Here is a 15806-nt window from a genome sequence, read left to right as displayed (position 1 = left end):
CCCCCCCCCCCCGCGCGCCGCCGGCCACCCCCCCGCCCGCCGCGCCCGCGCGCCGGCGGGCCTCGCCGGCCCCCGCGCCCCCGGCCCCCCCCGCGCGCTACCGGTCAGGAAATCCCTGCGCCCTTGGCCTGGACGTCGGCGTGGTATGACGAGCGCACCATCGGGCCAGAGGCCACGTGGCTGAAGCCCAGCTCGTAGCCGTAGTCTTCCAGCGCCTTGTAGTCCTCGGGGGTCCAGTACTTCAGCACCGGGTGGTGGTGCGCGGTCGGCTGCAGGTACTGGCCGATGGTGATCATGTCCACGTCATGCGCACGCAGGTCGCGCATGGTGGCCTTGATCTGCTCGAACGCCTCGCCCAGGCCCAGCATGATGCCGCTCTTGGTCGGCACCGACGGGTGCTGCGCCTTGAAGTTCTTCAGCAGGGTCAGCGACCACTGGTAATCCGCACCCGGGCGCACGTTGCGGTACAGGTCCGGTACGGTTTCGATGTTGTGGTTGAACACGTCCGGCGGGTTCTGCGCCAGGATCTCCAGCGCGCGCTCCATGCGGCCCTTGCCACGGAAGTCCGGGGTCAGCACTTCGATGCGGGTGCCCGGCGACTTCTCGCGGATGGCGGTGATGCAGTCGACGAAGTGCTGGGCACCGCCGTCGCGCAGGTCATCGCGGTCGACGCTGGTCACCACCACGTACTTCAGGCCCATGTCGGCCACGGTCTGGCCGAGGGTGGCCGGCTCGTTGGCATCCGGCGGCTTGGGGCGGCCGTGGGCCACGTCGCAGAACGAGCAGCGACGGGTACAGACCTCGCCCAGGATCATGAAGGTGGCGGTGCCGTGGCTGAAACATTCGTGGATGTTCGGGCAGCTGGCCTCTTCGCACACGGTCACCAGGCGGTTCTCGCGCAGCTTGGCCTTCAGGTTCTGCACGGCATTGCCCGAAGGAATGCGCACGCGGATCCAGGACGGCTTGCGCAGCACCGGTGCGTCGGCGAACTGCACCGGCGAACGGTTGATCTTGTCCCCGCCCATCTGCTTGACGCCCACCTGCAGCGGCGCGGCGGACGGAAGCTCGGCCTGCACGATCTGCAGGGGAATGGTGCGGGCGGTGGTCTCAGTCATGGCAGTTCCGGGGGGGCGGTCAGGCGGCCGCAGAAAGATCGGGCAGGTCGGGCGTGGGCTGCAGCAGAAGGCCAAACTGGCGGGCCAGATGGTCCAGCAGCACCGGCTTGACGGCGTCCATCCCGGACGGGCCACCCAAGTCTACCACCGAGGTCACCTGCAGCCCCTGATAGCCACAGGGGTTGATGCGGTGGAAGGGTTCCAGGTCCATCGACACATTGAAGGCCAGGCCGTGGAAGGTGCAGCCGCGACGGACGCGGATGCCGAGGGCGGCGATCTTCGCATCGCCCACGTAGACACCCGGCGCACCGTCACGGCGCTCGGCACCGATGTTCCATTCGCCGAGGGTGTCGATCAGGGCCTGTTCGATGCGGCACACATAATCGCGCACGCCGATGCCCAGCCGCGGCAGGCGCAGCAGCGGGTAGACCACGATCTGGCCGGGGCCGTGGTAAGTCACCTGGCCGCCGCGGTCGACGTGCAGCACCGGAATCTCGCCCGGTGCCAGCACGTGTTCATCCTTGCCGGCCTGGCCGAGGGTGAACACCGGATCGTGTTCGACCACCCACAGTTCGTCGGCGTCGTCATCGGTACGCTGGTCGGTGAAGCGCTGCATGGCGCGCCAGACCGGTTCATAGGCTTGGCGACCGAGGTCGCGCACCACCGCAGGGCGGGCCGGACGCTGCCCGGGGGCAGGCTCGGCCACGCAGCTGGCCGCTACACCGTCCACTTCACTTCCGGGTGGTCACGCAGGGCCTGGTGGGCCACGTCGTACTGCTCGCGGTTCTCGGCCCGGAATACCAGGCGCACCGAGACGTACTTGCCGTTGGACGAATGCTTCCAGCTGATGCGCTCGTTCACCACGTCGACGCCAGCGGAGATCAGCAGGCGGGGGAGTTCCTGTTCCAGACCGCGGTTGGCCGGGCCCATCGCGCTGAGCTCGAACTGACCGGGGAACTGGAAGCCGTGTTCGGGGTTGTCGGACTTGATTTCCATGGCCCCATTATCGGGCCGCAGGGCAACAAACCCAAGAGTATTCATCAACGTCAAACGCCGCACGGGCGGGCTGCTGCGTTGCAGGCTGCGGCCCGGTTCAGCCTGCGCCGGAGCGCCGACCGGTTTTTCCGGCAGGACAAGTGCGGTTTACGGAACAGACAAGTGAAGGCGGACGGCTCGCTCCGTCACGGGGACGGGAGTAGTCTTTTGTTGCATAAATCGACCTTCACATGCCAACGACCTGATGATCATTCCATCCATGCGTACAGCCGCCACCCTCGGCCTGACCGGCCTGCTGGCGGCCGCCGCCCTGCCCCTCACTGCCCGCGCCGCCCAGCAGTGCGGTCCCGATGCGATGAGTGAGCACCCGCCGCAGGTCAATTTCCGTGTCGACAACGACCTGTTCGGCGCCAAGGACCAGGACCAGGGCTACACCAACGGTGCCCAGCTGACGCTGGTCTCGCCCAACCTGGTGGACTACACCGATGACCCCTGCCTGCCGCGCCTGGCCCGCTGGGTGAACCGTCACCTCGAGCGCCTGCACCCGGGTGAGTTCGAGCAGCAGAACATGATCTTCAGCCTCGGCCAAGGCATCTATACGCCCACCGACTTCACCCGCAAGGACGTGATCGAGGATGACCGCCCGTATGCCGGCGTGCTGGTGGCCAGCTTCGGCTACAACGCCCGCCGCGGCGACCGCCTGCAGACCACCCTGCTGACCCTGGGCGTGGTCGGCCCGTGGGCGCAGGGCAAGCAGGTGCAGAACGCGGTGCATGACCTGCTGGGCGACGAGAAATTCCAGGGCTGGGACAACCAGCTGCACAACGAGCCGGTGGTGATGTACACCCACGAGCGCATGCGCCGCTGGCCGGGCGATGCCAGCGTCAATGCCGGCGGCTGGGGCTGGGATGCGATCAGCCACTACGGCGGCTCGATCGGCAATCTGGAAACCAAGGCCAATTTCGGCGGTGAAGTGCGCTTCGGCTGGAAGCTGCCCGATGACTTCGGCAGCACCCCGCTGCGCCCGGCGGGTGAAAACACCGCACCGACCCGCGGCGGCAAGCCCAGTGGCTGGTCGTGGCACCTGTTCGCCACCACCGATGCGGCGTGGGTGATCCGCGATATCACCCTGGACGGCAACACCTTCCGCGACAGCCACAGCGTCGACAAGCGCCACGTGGTGGCCTACGGCGGCTACGGCATCGCGGTGATGCGCGGCCGCTGGAAGTTCGCGATGGCGCGTTACCACAGCACCCGCGAGTTCAACGGCCAGCGCGAAGCCCCGGTGTTCGGCAGCTTCACCATCAGCCGCTCGCTGTAACTGCCCCCTGTAGCGTCGAGCCGTGCTCGACTGTCGTTGCGATCAGTCGAGCATGGCTCGACGCTACAAAAAAATGAAAAGGCCGGCTTTCGCCGGCCTTTTCACTCATCACGCCGTGGCGTGGATCATTCCGATTCCCACCACATCCAGAAGCTGTCCCACAGGCGCTTGAAGAAACCCGCCTGTTCGACGGCGGCCACGGCCACCAGCGGAGCTTCGGCAACGACCTTGCCATCCAGGGTCACCTTGACGGTGCCGATCTGCTGGCCGGCGGTGAACGGTGCTTCCAGGGTCTTGGGCACGTCGATGCTCGGCTTCAGGTCGTTGTAGCGACCGCGCGGCACGCTCACCAGCATCGGCTGGGCCACGCCCAGCTGCACCTTGTCGGTGGCGCCCTTCCACACCTTGTGCTCGGCCACGGCCTTGCCGGGCTCGTACAGGCGGTGGGTTTCGAAGAAGCGGAAGCCCCAGTTGAGCAGGGCCAGGCTGTCATCGGCGCGCTGCTTTTCCGACGAACCACCCAGCACCACGGCGATCAGGCGCTGGTCGCCGCGCTGGGCCGAGCTCATCAGGCAGTAGCCGGCTTCGGAGGTGTGGCCGGTCTTGATGCCGTCCACGCTGCCATCGCGCCACAGCAGCAGGTTGCGGTTCGGCTGCTTGATGTTGCCGACCTGGAATTCCTTCACCTTGTTGTAGGCGTAGGTTTCCGGGTAGTCACGCACCATCGCGCGGCCCAGCAGTGCCAGGTCGTAGGCGGTGCTGTGATGGCCTTCGGCGCTCAGGCCGTGGGCGTTGACGAAGTGCGAGTCCTTCATGCCGATCTTGGCGGCGTAGCTGTTCATCAGCGAAGCAAAGGCTTCCTCGCTGCCGGCCACGTGCTCGGCCAGGGCGATCGCGGCGTCGTTGCCGGACTGGATCGCCATGCCCTTTTCCATGTCTTCCAGGCGCGCGGTCTGGTTGACCGGGAAGCCGCTGTAGCTGCCGTCGGTGCCGGCGCCGCCTTCGCGCCAGGCGCGCTCGCTCATCATCACCTGGTCGTCGGCGCGGACCTTGCCGTTCTTGACCTCGGCGGCGACCACATAGGAGGTCATCACCTTGGTGATGCTGGCCGGGGCCAGCTGTTCATGGACGTTCTCGCCCGCCAGCATCTGGCCGGTGGCGTAGTCCATCAGGATCCAGGCCTTGGACGTGCTCGGCACCGGGGCCGGCGGCGTGGCGACGACCGCCGGGGCGGCGGCAGCAGCAGCGGGCGTCGGCGTGGCCGGGGTCGGCAGCGGCGTCTGGGCGGAAGCCAGGCCAACCACCAGGGTGGCGGCCAGGGCGGTGGCGGCGGAACGGAAATTCATGGGACTGCAGGCTCCAGGGGACGGCCAGAATGGAGGGTGGTTCGAACGACCATTGTACGGCCGGTGTGACAGGGGCCGGCAGCACCGGCCCGGGCGGATCAATCCTTGACGATCTGCGGCGAACCCAGGCCGAGACCTGCGATGCGGCCGACAAGTTCCGCGGCGTTGGCATGGTCGCTGGCCGGTACGCGCAGGCGGAACAGGGTACGGCCGCCGGCGGCGATGTCGCTGATGGTGGCGCCGACGATGCCGGCGGCGTTGAGCTGGCCCATCGCGCGGGTGGCGTTGTCGCGGCTGGAGAAGCTGGCCACCTGTACCATCACAGCCCCCACCACCTGCTGCGACAGCGTCGGCGACGGGGTGGCGGCCGGTGTGCTGCGGACCGGCGGCGTGCCGGTACGCGGGGTGGCGGCGGCCACAGCCACCGGGGCAGCGGCGGCGCTGCGCACCGGCGCTGCACTGGGCGGCAGGCTGCTGACCGCCACGTCGGGCAGCGCGCTGCTGGCGGCCTGGGTGGTGGCGGGCTGGCCGCGGGCCGGCGTGCCATCGGCGGGCAGACGCTGGACCAGACGGTCGATATCGCTGGGCGCGGCGGCACGCGGGGCGACGGCCGGGCGTGCGGCAGCGACGGTCGTGGCAGCCGCAGCGGCTTCGGCCGCACGGCGCTCGCGGCGCGACGGCTTCTGCGCCAGCAGGTTGCTTTCGCCCGGCTGCAGCGCGCGCACTTCCACGTTGCCGGTGCCGCGCTGGGTGATGCCCAGGCGCACGGCGGCGGCGTAGCTGAGGTCGACCACGCGGCCATCGTGGAACGGGCCACGATCGTTGACGCGCACGATCACCGATTCGCCATTGTCCAGGTTGGTCACGCGGGCGAAGCTGGGCAGCGGCAGCGTCTTGTGCGCGGCGGTGAACTGGTACATGTCGTAGACCTCGCGGTTGGAGGTCAGGCGGCCGTGGAACTTGGCGCCGTAATACGACGCAGTGCCGCGCTCGACATAGTCATGGGTGTCGTCGAGCACGTTGTACGACTTGCCCAGCACCACGTAGGGCGATTTGTTGCCGATGACCGAGCGCTCGACCGCAGTCACTTCCGGCTCGGGAATGCAGGCCACGTTCGGCACGTAGCTGGGCGTGGTGTCCTTCACCCCCGGCTTGTACAGGCCGCCGGCGGTGTAGTTGCCGCGGGTGGCGAGGTCCTCGGTGGCGGCCGCGTACGGCGAACCATCCGGGCAGTGCGCCGGGCGCCCGCTCTTGCCCTGCACCACCGTGCTGGGCACCTTGCCGCCATGGCCGGCACTGGGTTTGTCCGGTGCGCTGCTGCAGGCTGCCAGCGCCAGCACGACGATTCCGGGGACCAGCCATCTGATGTTCATGCCGGGGGCAGCTCCTGTCCGGCAATGGCCTGCGACAACTGGAACACGGCCATCGCGTACATCTTCGAGAGGTTGTAGCGGGTGATCGCGTAGTAGTTCTGGAAGCCCAGCCAGTACTGCTTCCCGGTACTGCCTTCAAGCGTGATCGGCGTGGCGGTGGCACCCTGCTGCACCGGCGCGCTGGGCTCGTAGCCGCGCTGGGCCAGCTCGGCCAGCGACCAGGTGGGCATCCACTCGGTCGGATTGAATTCCTCGCGTCCCGGCGCCAGCGTGGCCGGCACCGCCACCTGGCCGCCGCGCACCCAGCCGCCCTTCTTCACGAAGTAGTTGGCGATGGACGAGAACACGTCGTCGTAGCTGGTGAACAGATCGCGGCGACCGTCGCCATTGCCGTCCACGGCGTAATCCAGATAGCTGGAGGGCATGAACTGGCCCATACCCATCGCACCGGCGTAGCTGCCCTTGAGCGTGGTGATGTCCAGTTTCTCTTCGCGGCCCAGCTCGAACAACTTGGCCAGTTCATCGCGGAAGAACAGCTCGCGGCGCACTTCGCGTTCCAGCTTGGCCGGGTCGCCGCTGCGCGGGTAATAGAAGGCCAGCGTGTACAGCGCATCGAGCACGCGGTGGTTGCCGGCGTTCTTTCCGTAGCTGGTTTCCACGCCGATGATCGCCACGATTACTTCGGCCGGCACGCCGGTGCGCTGCTGCACGCGGTCCAGTTCGGCGCGGTGCTCGGCCAGGAAGGCGCGGCCGCCATCGATGCGCGCCTTGCTGATGAACATCGGCCGGTATTCGTTCCACGGCTTGACCCGCTCGGCCGGCCGCGACATGGCCGCGATGATCGGCTGGCGCACCTGCGCCTGGTCGAGCACGCGGGCGATCTCGGCCGGCGCCAGGCCATAACGCTTGGCGGTATCGGCGATGAAGTTGGCGCGGGCGGTCTCGAACGGCACCGGGGTCAGGTCGACCGGCGGCGCCGTGGCCGCGGTCGCTTCCGGGGCGGCTTCGGCCGGGCCCTGCTGGGGCTTGCCGGCCGGATGGCGCGGCGTGCTGCTGGCCTGGGGTGAAGTCGGCGGGGACGTCGGCTGGGTCGCGCAGGCGACCAGACCGAGGGTGAGCAAGCAGGCCAGGGAGCGTCGAATCATCGTCGCAGGTTAGCAGGTCATGGATGAATTAAAACCCCTAACACCATGAATCACAACGATTTGCCCGTGTTCAGCGGGAAATGTGAAGGCGTCGTGATTACCCTGCCCCATTCAGGCAGAGGTTGCCGGTTGCGCCCCCATCCCCGCAGGCGCAACCGGCGACCGGATCCTGTCGATACCTGCGCGGCTGCCGCTCCCCAGTGACAGTGCCCCGCGCTCCCTGTATCCGTTGGACCAGTGCTGCTTCCCGCCCGACGCCCCTCGCGCTGCATCTGCAGACGGCGCGCCATGCCGAACGGGCCGCCATTGTGCAGGCCGATTGCGACAAGTCCATTGATCCGGATCAACACCACGTCAAAGTGTGAATTGATCCGCATTTTTTTTGGCACTTCGTCGGGGTGGCGGTGGCATGGGGCGGATGTTCGCTGCCACAGCGCGCGACTACGCCGGCGTTCCGGTCACGCGGCGTGCAGTTGCAGGTCAACGTATTCGGACAAACCACGGCAGGCCAGCAACAGCTCATCGCGCGCACCGTTGCCGATGTGCTGGCTTTCATCACCCTCCACGCGGGCCCGCTCGGCGGCGTGCAGCAGCTCCAGCAGGAAGGTCAGGCCGACATTGGCGCGGTTGGCGCGGGCCAGCGCCAGGCACTGCCCCGGCGTGTGCCCCTTGCGGGGCCAGGGCTGGCCATCAGCGTATCCCCCTGGCGGATACGCTGCAGGCAGCCCAGCAGGGTGATGGCACCGGGCGACGGGGTGTCCTGGGTGGCGGTCAGGGTGGTTTCCAACGCCTGGGCGATGGCATCGGGCAGTTCGTTGGCAGCCTCGCCCAAGGTGGCGAACAGGTGTGGATAGCGGGACGTGGTCATGGGTCATCCTTGTGCGGTCGACAAAGAAGCCACCCCGCGAGGATGCGGGGGTGGCGGACGATGCGTGGCTCCAATACCGGTGACCAAGTGTTAAAGCGCCGGCGGGCACGAGGCCCTCCACGCACCGCCCGCCAGAAACGCACGGACAGATTGCCAGCCGACGCCGCCCGAACAGGAAAGGGCGACGCCGGCTGGCAAGCGTAAACAACACTTAGGTCAACGGGATTGGAGTCCCGCGCCACCCGTTGTCGGTGGCCGCCCATGATTTGCATGGACGGCCATGGGTGCCAATGAGAAAAGTTGGAAAGTCGAATTTTTCAGAAGGCGATGCGAGGCGCGCAGCGATAGGTCAAAAGCGTCAGCCAAAGCCACCGGGCGTAGCCCGGCGCTACCCGTTCACCGGCCGGTGCACGCGCACCGCCATCACCAGGCCGATCCCCGCCAGCAGCGAAACGGCCGAGGTGCCGCCGTAGCTGACCAGCGGCATCGGGATGCCCACCACCGGCAACAGGCCGGAAATCATACCGCCATTCACCAGCACATAGACAAAGAACGCCAGCCCCAGGCTGCCGGCCAGCAACCGCGCATGCGTGTCGCGCGCGTGCACGGCAATCCACAGGCAGCGCCCGACCACGAACAGGTACAGCGCGAACATCGTGGCCACGCCCATCCAGCCGAACTCTTCGCCCAGCACCGAGAACGCGAAGTCGGTGGTGTATTCGGGCAGGAAATCCAGGGTGGCCTGCGTGCCGTTGCCCCAGCCGCGGCCTTCCCATCCGCCCGAACCGATGGCGATGCGTGACTGCAGGATGTTCCAGCCGGTGCCGAGCGGATCGGCCGCGGGATCGAGGAAGGTCAGCACGCGATCCTTCTGGTACTGCCGCAGCAGGCCGAACCAGGCCAGCGGCGCGGCCATCGAAACGCTGGCCAGCCCGGCCGCCACCCAGCCCCAGTGCAGGCCGGCCAGCAGCAGCGCGAACACGCCGCTGGCGGTGACCAGGGTGGCCGTGCCCAGGTTGGGCTGCAGCAGGATGAGCACGCCCGGCACACCGATCAATGCTGTGGCGGTCAGTACCGTGCGCGGCGACGGTGGCAGCGGCTGGCGGTGCAGGTACCAGGCCATCATCAGCGGCAGGCTGAGTTTGAGCAGCTCGGACGGCTGCAGGTAGAACACACCCAGGTTGAGCCAGCGCTGGCCGTACTTGCCGGTCCCGATCACGTACACCGCCATCAACGGCAGCATCGACAGCGCATACAGGGCCGGGGTCCACGCGCGCAGGCGCAGCAGCGAAACCCGCGACAGCAGCCACATCGCCGCAAGGCCACCGGCAAAGCGCGCGGCCTGCCCGGTGACCGGGCCCGACACGCTGTGCAGCACGGCCAGGCCGGCTGCCATCAGCAGCAGCAAGGCGAGCAGCAGCGGCAGGTCGATCGTACGCACCGCCTCGCGGCGGATGCCGGATACACGTTTCCATTCCACGCAGGCAGGGTAGCGAGCGGCGCTTGCGCGAAGCTTTCCCCTGTCGCCGGGCATGGCCCGGCGCTACCGGTTTTCGTTTTCTGCGTCGCCGCAGTTTATCCGTAGCCGCCGTGCACCGGGTTGTGGCTGCGTACGGCCATCACCAGGCCGAAGCCGGCCAGCAGGGATACCGCCGAGGTGCCGCCGTAGCTGATCAGCGGCATCGGCACGCCCACCACCGGCAGCAGGCCGGAAATCATTCCGCCGTTCACCAGCACGTAGACGAAGAACGCCAGGCCGGTGGCACCGGCCAGCAGGCGCGAGTACGAATCGCGCGACTGGCTGGCGATCCACAGACAGCGACCGATCACCACCAGGTACAGGGTCAGCACCAGGGCCACGCCCATCCAGCCGAATTCCTCGCTCAGCACCGAGAACGCGAAGTCGGTGGTCTGTTCGGGAATGAAGTTCAGGTGCGACTGCGAGCCTTCGCCCCAGCCCTTGCCATCGAAGCCGCCCGAACCGATCGCGATCTTCGACTGGATGATGTTCCAGCCCGCTCCCAGCGCGTCCATCTCCGGGTCGAGGAACATCATGATGCGGTCCTTCTGGTACGGCCGCAGCAGCCAGAACCAGGCCAGCGGCGCGACCGCGGCCACGCCACCCACGCCCAGGCCCACCCACCACCACGGCAGGCCCGCCAGCAGCAGCACGAACACGCCACTGGCGGCGATCAGCACGCCGGTACCGAAGTCCGGCTGCAGCATCACCAGGCCGGTCGGCACGCCGATGATGACCATCGCCACCAGCACGGTATTGAAGCGCGGCGGCAACGGCATGCGGTGCAGGTACCAGGCCACCATCATCGGCAGGCTGACCTTGAGCAGCTCGGCTGGCTGCAGGTAGAAGAACTTCAGGTCCAGCCATTGCCGGCCGTACTTGCCGGTGCCCAGCACGAACACTGCCAGCAGCGGGATCATCGAGATCGCGTAGATGAGCGGGGTCGCCGAGCGGATGCGCAGGATCGGCACGCGCGAGATGGTCCACAGGGCAGCCAGGCCGACCACGAAACGCGCGCCCTGCGCCATCACCAGGCTGTCGCCGCCGGCGCTCTTCAGCGTGGCCAGGCCGATCACCATCAGCGCACCGAGGGCCAGGCACAGCACCCAGTCCAGGCTGCTGAAGAAGCGGCGCAGCATGTCGCCGGCCCAGCGCAGGAAGTCACTCATCGTGCAGGCTCCGCGGGGGGCGAACGGGGGCTGGCGGGCAACGCGGCGGCGGGTGCGGCAGGCGCGCCCGGGGCCGGGGCGGGCGCCGGTCCCGGGGCGGGCATGCCGACCAGGACCGGATGCTCGCCCAGCTGCGCGGCGGCGGTGTCGCCGGCCGGGCGCGCGTTGGCATCTTCATTGTCGAACGCGGTCATGCCGATGACGGTGGTGCCGCGCTCGGCGTCCAGCGACTGCATGCCCTCGGGCATCTTGCCCAGCAGGTAGGCGTCGAACACCTTGCGGGCGATCGGCGCGGCGGCCGAACCACCGTAGCCACCGCCTTCGACGGCGATGGCCAGGGCGATGACCGGCTGCTCGACCGGCGCGAAGCCGACGAACAGCGCGCGGTGGCGCAGGTGCATCGGCAGGCTCTTCGGGTTCACCGCGGCCGTGCCCTTGCGGCTGACTACCTGCGCGGTACCGGTCTTGCCGGCCATGACGTACGGCGCGCCCGCGGCCATGCGCGCGGCGCTGCCGCCGGGCTGCATGGTGGCCATCATGCCCTCGCGCACGGCCTGCAGGTTGTTCGGGTTGGGGCTGACCGGCTTGCTCGGGCCGGGTTCGCTCGCGACCCAGTCATGGTCGAAACCAGCACGCTGCTGGATGACCAGGTGCGGGGTGCGCAGCTGGCCATTGGCCAGCGCACTGACGCCGCGCGCCAGCTGCAGCGGGGTGACCTTCCAGTCGCCCTGGCCGATGCTGATGTTGACGGTGTCGCCGGGGTACCAGGCTTCCTTGCGGCTTTTGCGCTTGTAGGCCGGCGACGGCAGGATGCCGCCGATCTCGCCGGTCAGGTCGATGCCGGTCGGCTGGCCGAAGCCGTAGTACTCCATGTAATGGTCGAAGCGCTCGATGCCCAGGTCCAGCGCCAGCTTGTAGTAATAGGTGTTGACCGACTGCGCGATGGATTTGCGCAGGTCCGTCCAGCCATGGCCGCCGCGGTGCGAATCGCCCCAGCCGCGCGAGGTGCCCGGCAGGTAGAACATGCCGGTGGACAGCACCTTGTCTTCCGGCCGGCGCACGCCCGAATCCAGGCCGGCCAGGCCGATCAGCGGCTTCAGGGTGGAACCGGGGGCGACGCCACCCAGCACCAGGCGGTTGAACTGCGGCCGCGACGGGTTGTCGTTCAGCGCCTTGAAATCGGCATGCGAGATGCCGTTGACGAACAGGTTGGGGTCGTACGAGGGCAGGCTGACCATCGCCAGCACTTCACCGGTGCGCGGGTCCATCGCCACGGCCGAACCTTCCTGGTCACCGAAGGCGGCCACCAGCGCACGCTGCAGATCGGCATCGATGGACAGGCGCAGGTCGGCGCCGGACTGCGCGGCCACCCGGCCGATGGTGCGGATGGCGCGGCCCTGCACGTTGGTCTCGACCTGCTCGTAGCCGACCTTGCCGCGCAGCTGCTGCTCGTAATAGCGCTCCAGGCCCGACTTGCCGATGTGGGTCAGCGCGGCGTTGCCTTCGCCGAGGATCTCCAGGTCCTTCTCGTCCACCCGGCCGACGTAGCCGATGATGTGCGCGAACAGGTCGCCATAGGGATAGCGACGGGTCAGGTAGGGTTCCAGCTCCACGCCCGGGAAACGCCAGCGGTCCACGGCGAAGCGCGCCATTTCCTCATCGGTCATGCGCAGCTTGAGGGTGACCGGCAGGAACTTGCGGCGCGCCTTGCGCGACTTGTTGAACGCTTCCAGCTCTTCGGGGCTGATGCTGATGATCTTCGCCAGCCCGTCCAGGGTGGCGTCCATGTCCTTGACCTTGTCCGGGGTCACGTCCAGGCGGAAAGCCGGCACGTTCTCGGCCAGCAGGCGGCCGTTGCGGTCGTAGATCATGCCGCGCCCGGGCACGACCGGCCGCGGCTTGATGCGGTTGGCCTCCGAGCGCGTGGCGTAGATGTCGTGGTCCAGCACCTGCAGCTTGAAGTACCAGCCGCCCAGGCCCAGCAGGCAGACCAGCACGCCGAGGAAGCCCAGCGCCGCGCGGCGGCGGAACTGTTCGGCTTCGGCGTGCGGGTTCTTGACCTGGCGACGCGGGATCATGGCTCAGCGCCCGCGCTTGCCGAAACGCACGGCGTCGAGCAGCACGAACACCAGCGGCCACAGGCCCATGCCCAGCAGCGGTGCCCACCAGTACGACCACGGCAGGGTCGGTTCACCCACCAGGATGTGCACCAGCGCGCTGACGATGCGGTCGTTGAACAGCAGGCCGCCGATGGCCAGCATCTGCTGCGACATCGGGAAGAAGCGGATGCGGGCGCGGAAGCGCTGCAGGATGAAGGCCAGCATGACCAGGCGCATGGCCTGTTCGCCGAGCACGCCGCCATACAGCAGGTCGGCGATGACGCCGCTGGTGAAGGCGATGCCCAGGCCCACGCGCTCGGGGGCCTCGATGACCCAGTACGCCAGCACCAGCGCCAGCCAGTACGGGCGCAGCGGCTGCAGCAGCGCAGGCAGCGGCAGCAGGCCCAGCAGCAGGGCCACGACCAGGCTGGCCGGCAGCACCCAGGGGTTGTCGCGCAGGCGGCTCATCGTGCGGGCTCCTGCGGGAGGGGTTGCTGCGGTTGCGGTTGCCGGCCAGTGGCCGGCACTACCTGGGAACTGGCTGGGGCGGCTGGTTCCTTCGCAGCCGGTGCAGGCGCCGTGGCCGGCGCGGTGCCCGCGGGCAGCGCATCGGTCTCGGCGGGGCCTCCGGCGACGCCGGCTTCGAGGCTCTGGCGCAGCTCCGGCGGAATCCGGATCGCCGCGCCCGGGCGCAGCAGCAGCACGTCGCGGCCGCGGTCGAGCTGGGCGGCAGGCTTCATTTCGCCCACCAGGAAGGCGTGGGTGTCGTCGGGGCGCAGCGCGGTGATGGTGCCGACCGGGAAGCCCGGCGGGAACCGCCCGCCCAGGCCGGAGGTGACGATCTCATCACCTACTTCCACGCCCGCGCTCAACGGAATGTCGCGCAGCTGCAGGGTGTCGCCGCGGCCGTAGACGATCAGGCGCACGCCGTTGCGGGCCACAGTCACCGGCACGGCATGGTCCGGGTCGGTCAGCAGCAGCACGGTGGAGGTACCACCGGTGGTGCTGATCACCTGCCCCATCAGGCCACCGGCATCGATCACCGCCTGCCCCACGTGCACACCATCGCGGCTGCCGGCATCGAGCACCAGGCGCTGCTTGACCGGGTCCAGGTCGATATCGAGGATCGGCGCCAGCTGCACGTCCAGGCCACTGCGCTCGGCCACGTTCAGCAGTTCGCGCAGCTGGGCGTTGTCCAGCGCGGCGGTCTGCAGGCGGGTCAGGCGTGCATTGGCCAGCAGCAGCTGGTTGCGCAGTTCGCGGGTCTCGGCCACCAGCTGGCCATGGCTGGCCGCGTTGTCGCGCACCTGGTTGCTGAGCTTGCCGGGCAGGCCGGCCAGCGCCCACACCGGCTGCACCAGCGCATCGGCCTGGGCGCGCACGCGCGCCAGCCAACCGGCCTGGTCGTCCAGCACGATCAGGATGATGGCCATGGCCAGGTAGGCGAGCAGTCGCAACGGACTGGCGGCGTCACCGGATCGGGAGGCTACGGGAGGACCGGCGTAAGGCGGCACGGCAACAGTTCAACCAGCAAAGGGCGAAGGGGAAACACGGCGGCGCCCCACCGGCGCTGGCCCGCAGCAGCGGGCCACACCCCGGAAGGGCGCTGCAGGAACGACCAGGCGGCAGGCCTCAGTCCGGCGCAAAGAACTCGTTGCCGTGCATGTCGACCAGTTCCAGCGCACGACCGCCACCGCGGGCCACGCAGGTCAGCGGATCGTCGGCCACCTGCACGTGCAGGCCGGTTTCCTCGGAGATCAGGCGGTCCAGGTCGCGCAGCAGGGCGCCACCACCGGTCAGCACGATGCCGCGCTCGGCGACGTCGGCGCACAGTTCCGGCGGGGTCTGCTCCAGGGCCAGCTTGACCGCGCTGACGATGCCCGACAGCGGCTCGTGCAGGGCCTCCAGCACTTCGTTGGAGCTGATCTTGATCATCTTCGGCACGCCCTCGGCGAGGTTGCGGCCGGAGATTTCCATCTCGATCACTTCCGCCTGCGGGTAGGCACAGCCCAGCTCGACCTTGATGCGCTCGGCAGTGGCTTCACCGATCAGCATGCCGTGGTTGCGGCGCACGTAGTTGGTGATCGACTCGTCGAAGCGGTCGCCACCAATGCGCACCGAGGCCGAATAGACGATGCCGTTCAGCGAGATCACCGCCACTTCGGTGGTGCCGCCGCCGATGTCGATGACCATCGAACCGCGTGCTTCGGTGACCGGCATGCCGGCGCCGATCGCGGCGGCCATGGGCTCTTCGATCAGGAACACATCGCGGGCACCGGCTTCCTCGGCCGATTCACGGATGGCGCGGCGCTCGACCTGGGTCGAACCGGCCGGCACGCAGACCAGCACGCGCGGGCTCGGGCGCAGCACGCGCGACTTGTGCACCTTCTTGATGAAGTGCTTGAGCATCGCCTCGGTGTAGGTGAAGTCGGCGATGACGCCGTCCTTCATCGGGCGGATGGTGGTGATGTGGCCCGGGGTACGGCCCAGCATCTGCTTGGCTTCGGCGCCTACGGCTGCCACCGAGCGGGTGCCACCGATGGCACGGTCCTGGCGCACGGCCACGACCGACGGCTCGTTCAGAACGATACCCTGCCCACGCACGTAAATAAGGGTGTTGGCCGTGCCCAGGTCGATGGACAGGTCGTTGGAGAACATGCCACGGAGTTTCTTGAACATCTGAGGAAGGAGTCCTGAGGGGTGTCGTGCCCGCCGCGGGATGGCGAAAAAATGGGCAGAATTCGAGGCCGACAAGCCTAGCAACCCGCTCCCCGGCGAGCAAGGAAAAAACTAGCTGAACCCGCGACTTGGCTGGGTTTCGGCCTGATCGGGCATCACCGGTTCTGGCCCTGAGC

Annotated in this window: 13 protein-coding genes and 1 pseudogene; 1 reads left to right on the top strand and 13 read right to left on the bottom strand. The window is 68.3% G+C overall.

The annotated features are described in order from the left end of the window. Positions 1 to 104: 104 nt before the first annotated feature. The 3 genes from lipA to AC1VXD_RS16575 are packed head-to-tail and all read right to left on the bottom strand — an operon-like array spanning position 105 to position 2111. Positions 105 to 1115 carry a lipoyl synthase gene (lipA, locus tag AC1VXD_RS16585; RefSeq protein WP_482992957.1) on the bottom strand — a complete coding sequence of 337 codons (1011 nt, stop codon included), beginning with the start codon at positions 1113 to 1115 and terminating at the stop codon, positions 105 to 107. Between the two features lie 19 nt (positions 1116 to 1134). Beyond that, on the bottom strand, positions 1135 to 1845 hold the full coding sequence (lipB, locus tag AC1VXD_RS16580; protein ID WP_482992956.1) for a lipoyl(octanoyl) transferase LipB: 711 nt from the start codon (positions 1843 to 1845) through the stop codon (positions 1135 to 1137). After that, on the bottom strand, positions 1833 to 2111 hold the full coding sequence (locus tag AC1VXD_RS16575) for a YbeD family protein (RefSeq protein ID WP_150453134.1): 279 nt from the start codon (positions 2109 to 2111) through the stop codon (positions 1833 to 1835). Before AC1VXD_RS16575 ends, lipB begins: the two co-directional genes overlap by 13 nt. Positions 2112 to 2370: 259 nt before the next feature. Here AC1VXD_RS16575 and AC1VXD_RS16570 point away from each other — a divergent pair, with 259 nt between their 5' ends. Then, positions 2371 to 3432 (top strand): lipid A deacylase LpxR family protein, encoded by a 1062-nt coding sequence (locus AC1VXD_RS16570; protein WP_482992955.1) that lies wholly within the window; start codon positions 2371 to 2373, stop codon positions 3430 to 3432. A 125-nt stretch (positions 3433 to 3557) separates the two neighbouring features. On the opposite strand, the gene AC1VXD_RS16565 is transcribed toward AC1VXD_RS16570, so the two are convergent. From AC1VXD_RS16565 to AC1VXD_RS16520, 10 genes and pseudogenes are all read right to left on the bottom strand, one after another. Further along, positions 3558 to 4778 carry a D-alanyl-D-alanine carboxypeptidase family protein gene (locus AC1VXD_RS16565; RefSeq protein WP_482992954.1) on the bottom strand — a complete coding sequence of 407 codons (1221 nt, stop codon included), beginning with the start codon at positions 4776 to 4778 and terminating at the stop codon, positions 3558 to 3560. A gap of 98 nt (positions 4779 to 4876) precedes the next feature. Next, positions 4877 to 6151, bottom strand: a complete 1275-nt coding sequence (locus tag AC1VXD_RS16560; RefSeq protein WP_482992953.1) for a septal ring lytic transglycosylase RlpA family protein — start codon at positions 6149 to 6151, stop codon at positions 4877 to 4879. Next, on the bottom strand, positions 6148 to 7296 hold the full coding sequence (mltB, locus tag AC1VXD_RS16555; RefSeq protein ID WP_482992952.1) for a lytic murein transglycosylase B: 1149 nt from the start codon (positions 7294 to 7296) through the stop codon (positions 6148 to 6150). Before mltB ends, AC1VXD_RS16560 begins: the two co-directional genes overlap by 4 nt. Positions 7297 to 7754: 458 nt before the next feature. Next, positions 7755 to 8164, bottom strand: a pseudogene (locus AC1VXD_RS16550) (hypothetical protein). A 388-nt stretch (positions 8165 to 8552) separates the two neighbouring features. After that, entirely contained in the window at positions 8553 to 9644 is a 1092-nt protein-coding gene (gene rodA, locus AC1VXD_RS16545; protein ID WP_482992951.1) for a rod shape-determining protein RodA, read from the bottom strand. Positions 9645 to 9739: 95 nt separating this feature from the next. Continuing rightward, positions 9740 to 10852 carry a rod shape-determining protein RodA gene (gene rodA, locus AC1VXD_RS16540; RefSeq protein WP_482992950.1) on the bottom strand — a complete coding sequence of 371 codons (1113 nt, stop codon included), beginning with the start codon at positions 10850 to 10852 and terminating at the stop codon, positions 9740 to 9742. After that, positions 10849 to 12930, bottom strand: coding sequence for a penicillin-binding protein 2 (mrdA, locus tag AC1VXD_RS16535; RefSeq protein WP_482992949.1), 2082 nt, complete (start codon positions 12928 to 12930; stop codon positions 10849 to 10851). The genes rodA (AC1VXD_RS16540) and mrdA overlap by 4 nt, the downstream gene beginning before the upstream one ends. A 3-nt stretch (positions 12931 to 12933) precedes the next feature. Continuing rightward, the gene (mreD, locus tag AC1VXD_RS16530; protein WP_079223400.1) at positions 12934 to 13419 is read right to left on the bottom strand and encodes a rod shape-determining protein MreD; all 486 of its coding nucleotides are present in this window, start codon (positions 13417 to 13419) and stop codon (positions 12934 to 12936) included. Continuing rightward, positions 13416 to 14465 carry a rod shape-determining protein MreC gene (mreC, locus tag AC1VXD_RS16525; RefSeq protein ID WP_482992948.1) on the bottom strand — a complete coding sequence of 350 codons (1050 nt, stop codon included), beginning with the start codon at positions 14463 to 14465 and terminating at the stop codon, positions 13416 to 13418. The genes mreD and mreC overlap by 4 nt, the downstream gene beginning before the upstream one ends. Before the next feature lie 118 nt (positions 14466 to 14583). Continuing rightward, positions 14584 to 15630: a rod shape-determining protein gene (locus AC1VXD_RS16520; RefSeq protein WP_079223402.1), complete on the bottom strand. Its 1047-nt coding sequence runs from the start codon at positions 15628 to 15630 to the stop codon at positions 14584 to 14586. Positions 15631 to 15806: the final 176 nt, after the last annotated feature.

The sequence above is a fragment of the Stenotrophomonas sp. STEN054 genome (genome assembly GCF_056854535.1).
Note: the sequence above shows the minus strand (reverse complement) of the source record. Positions and strands in the feature narration are given on the sequence as shown.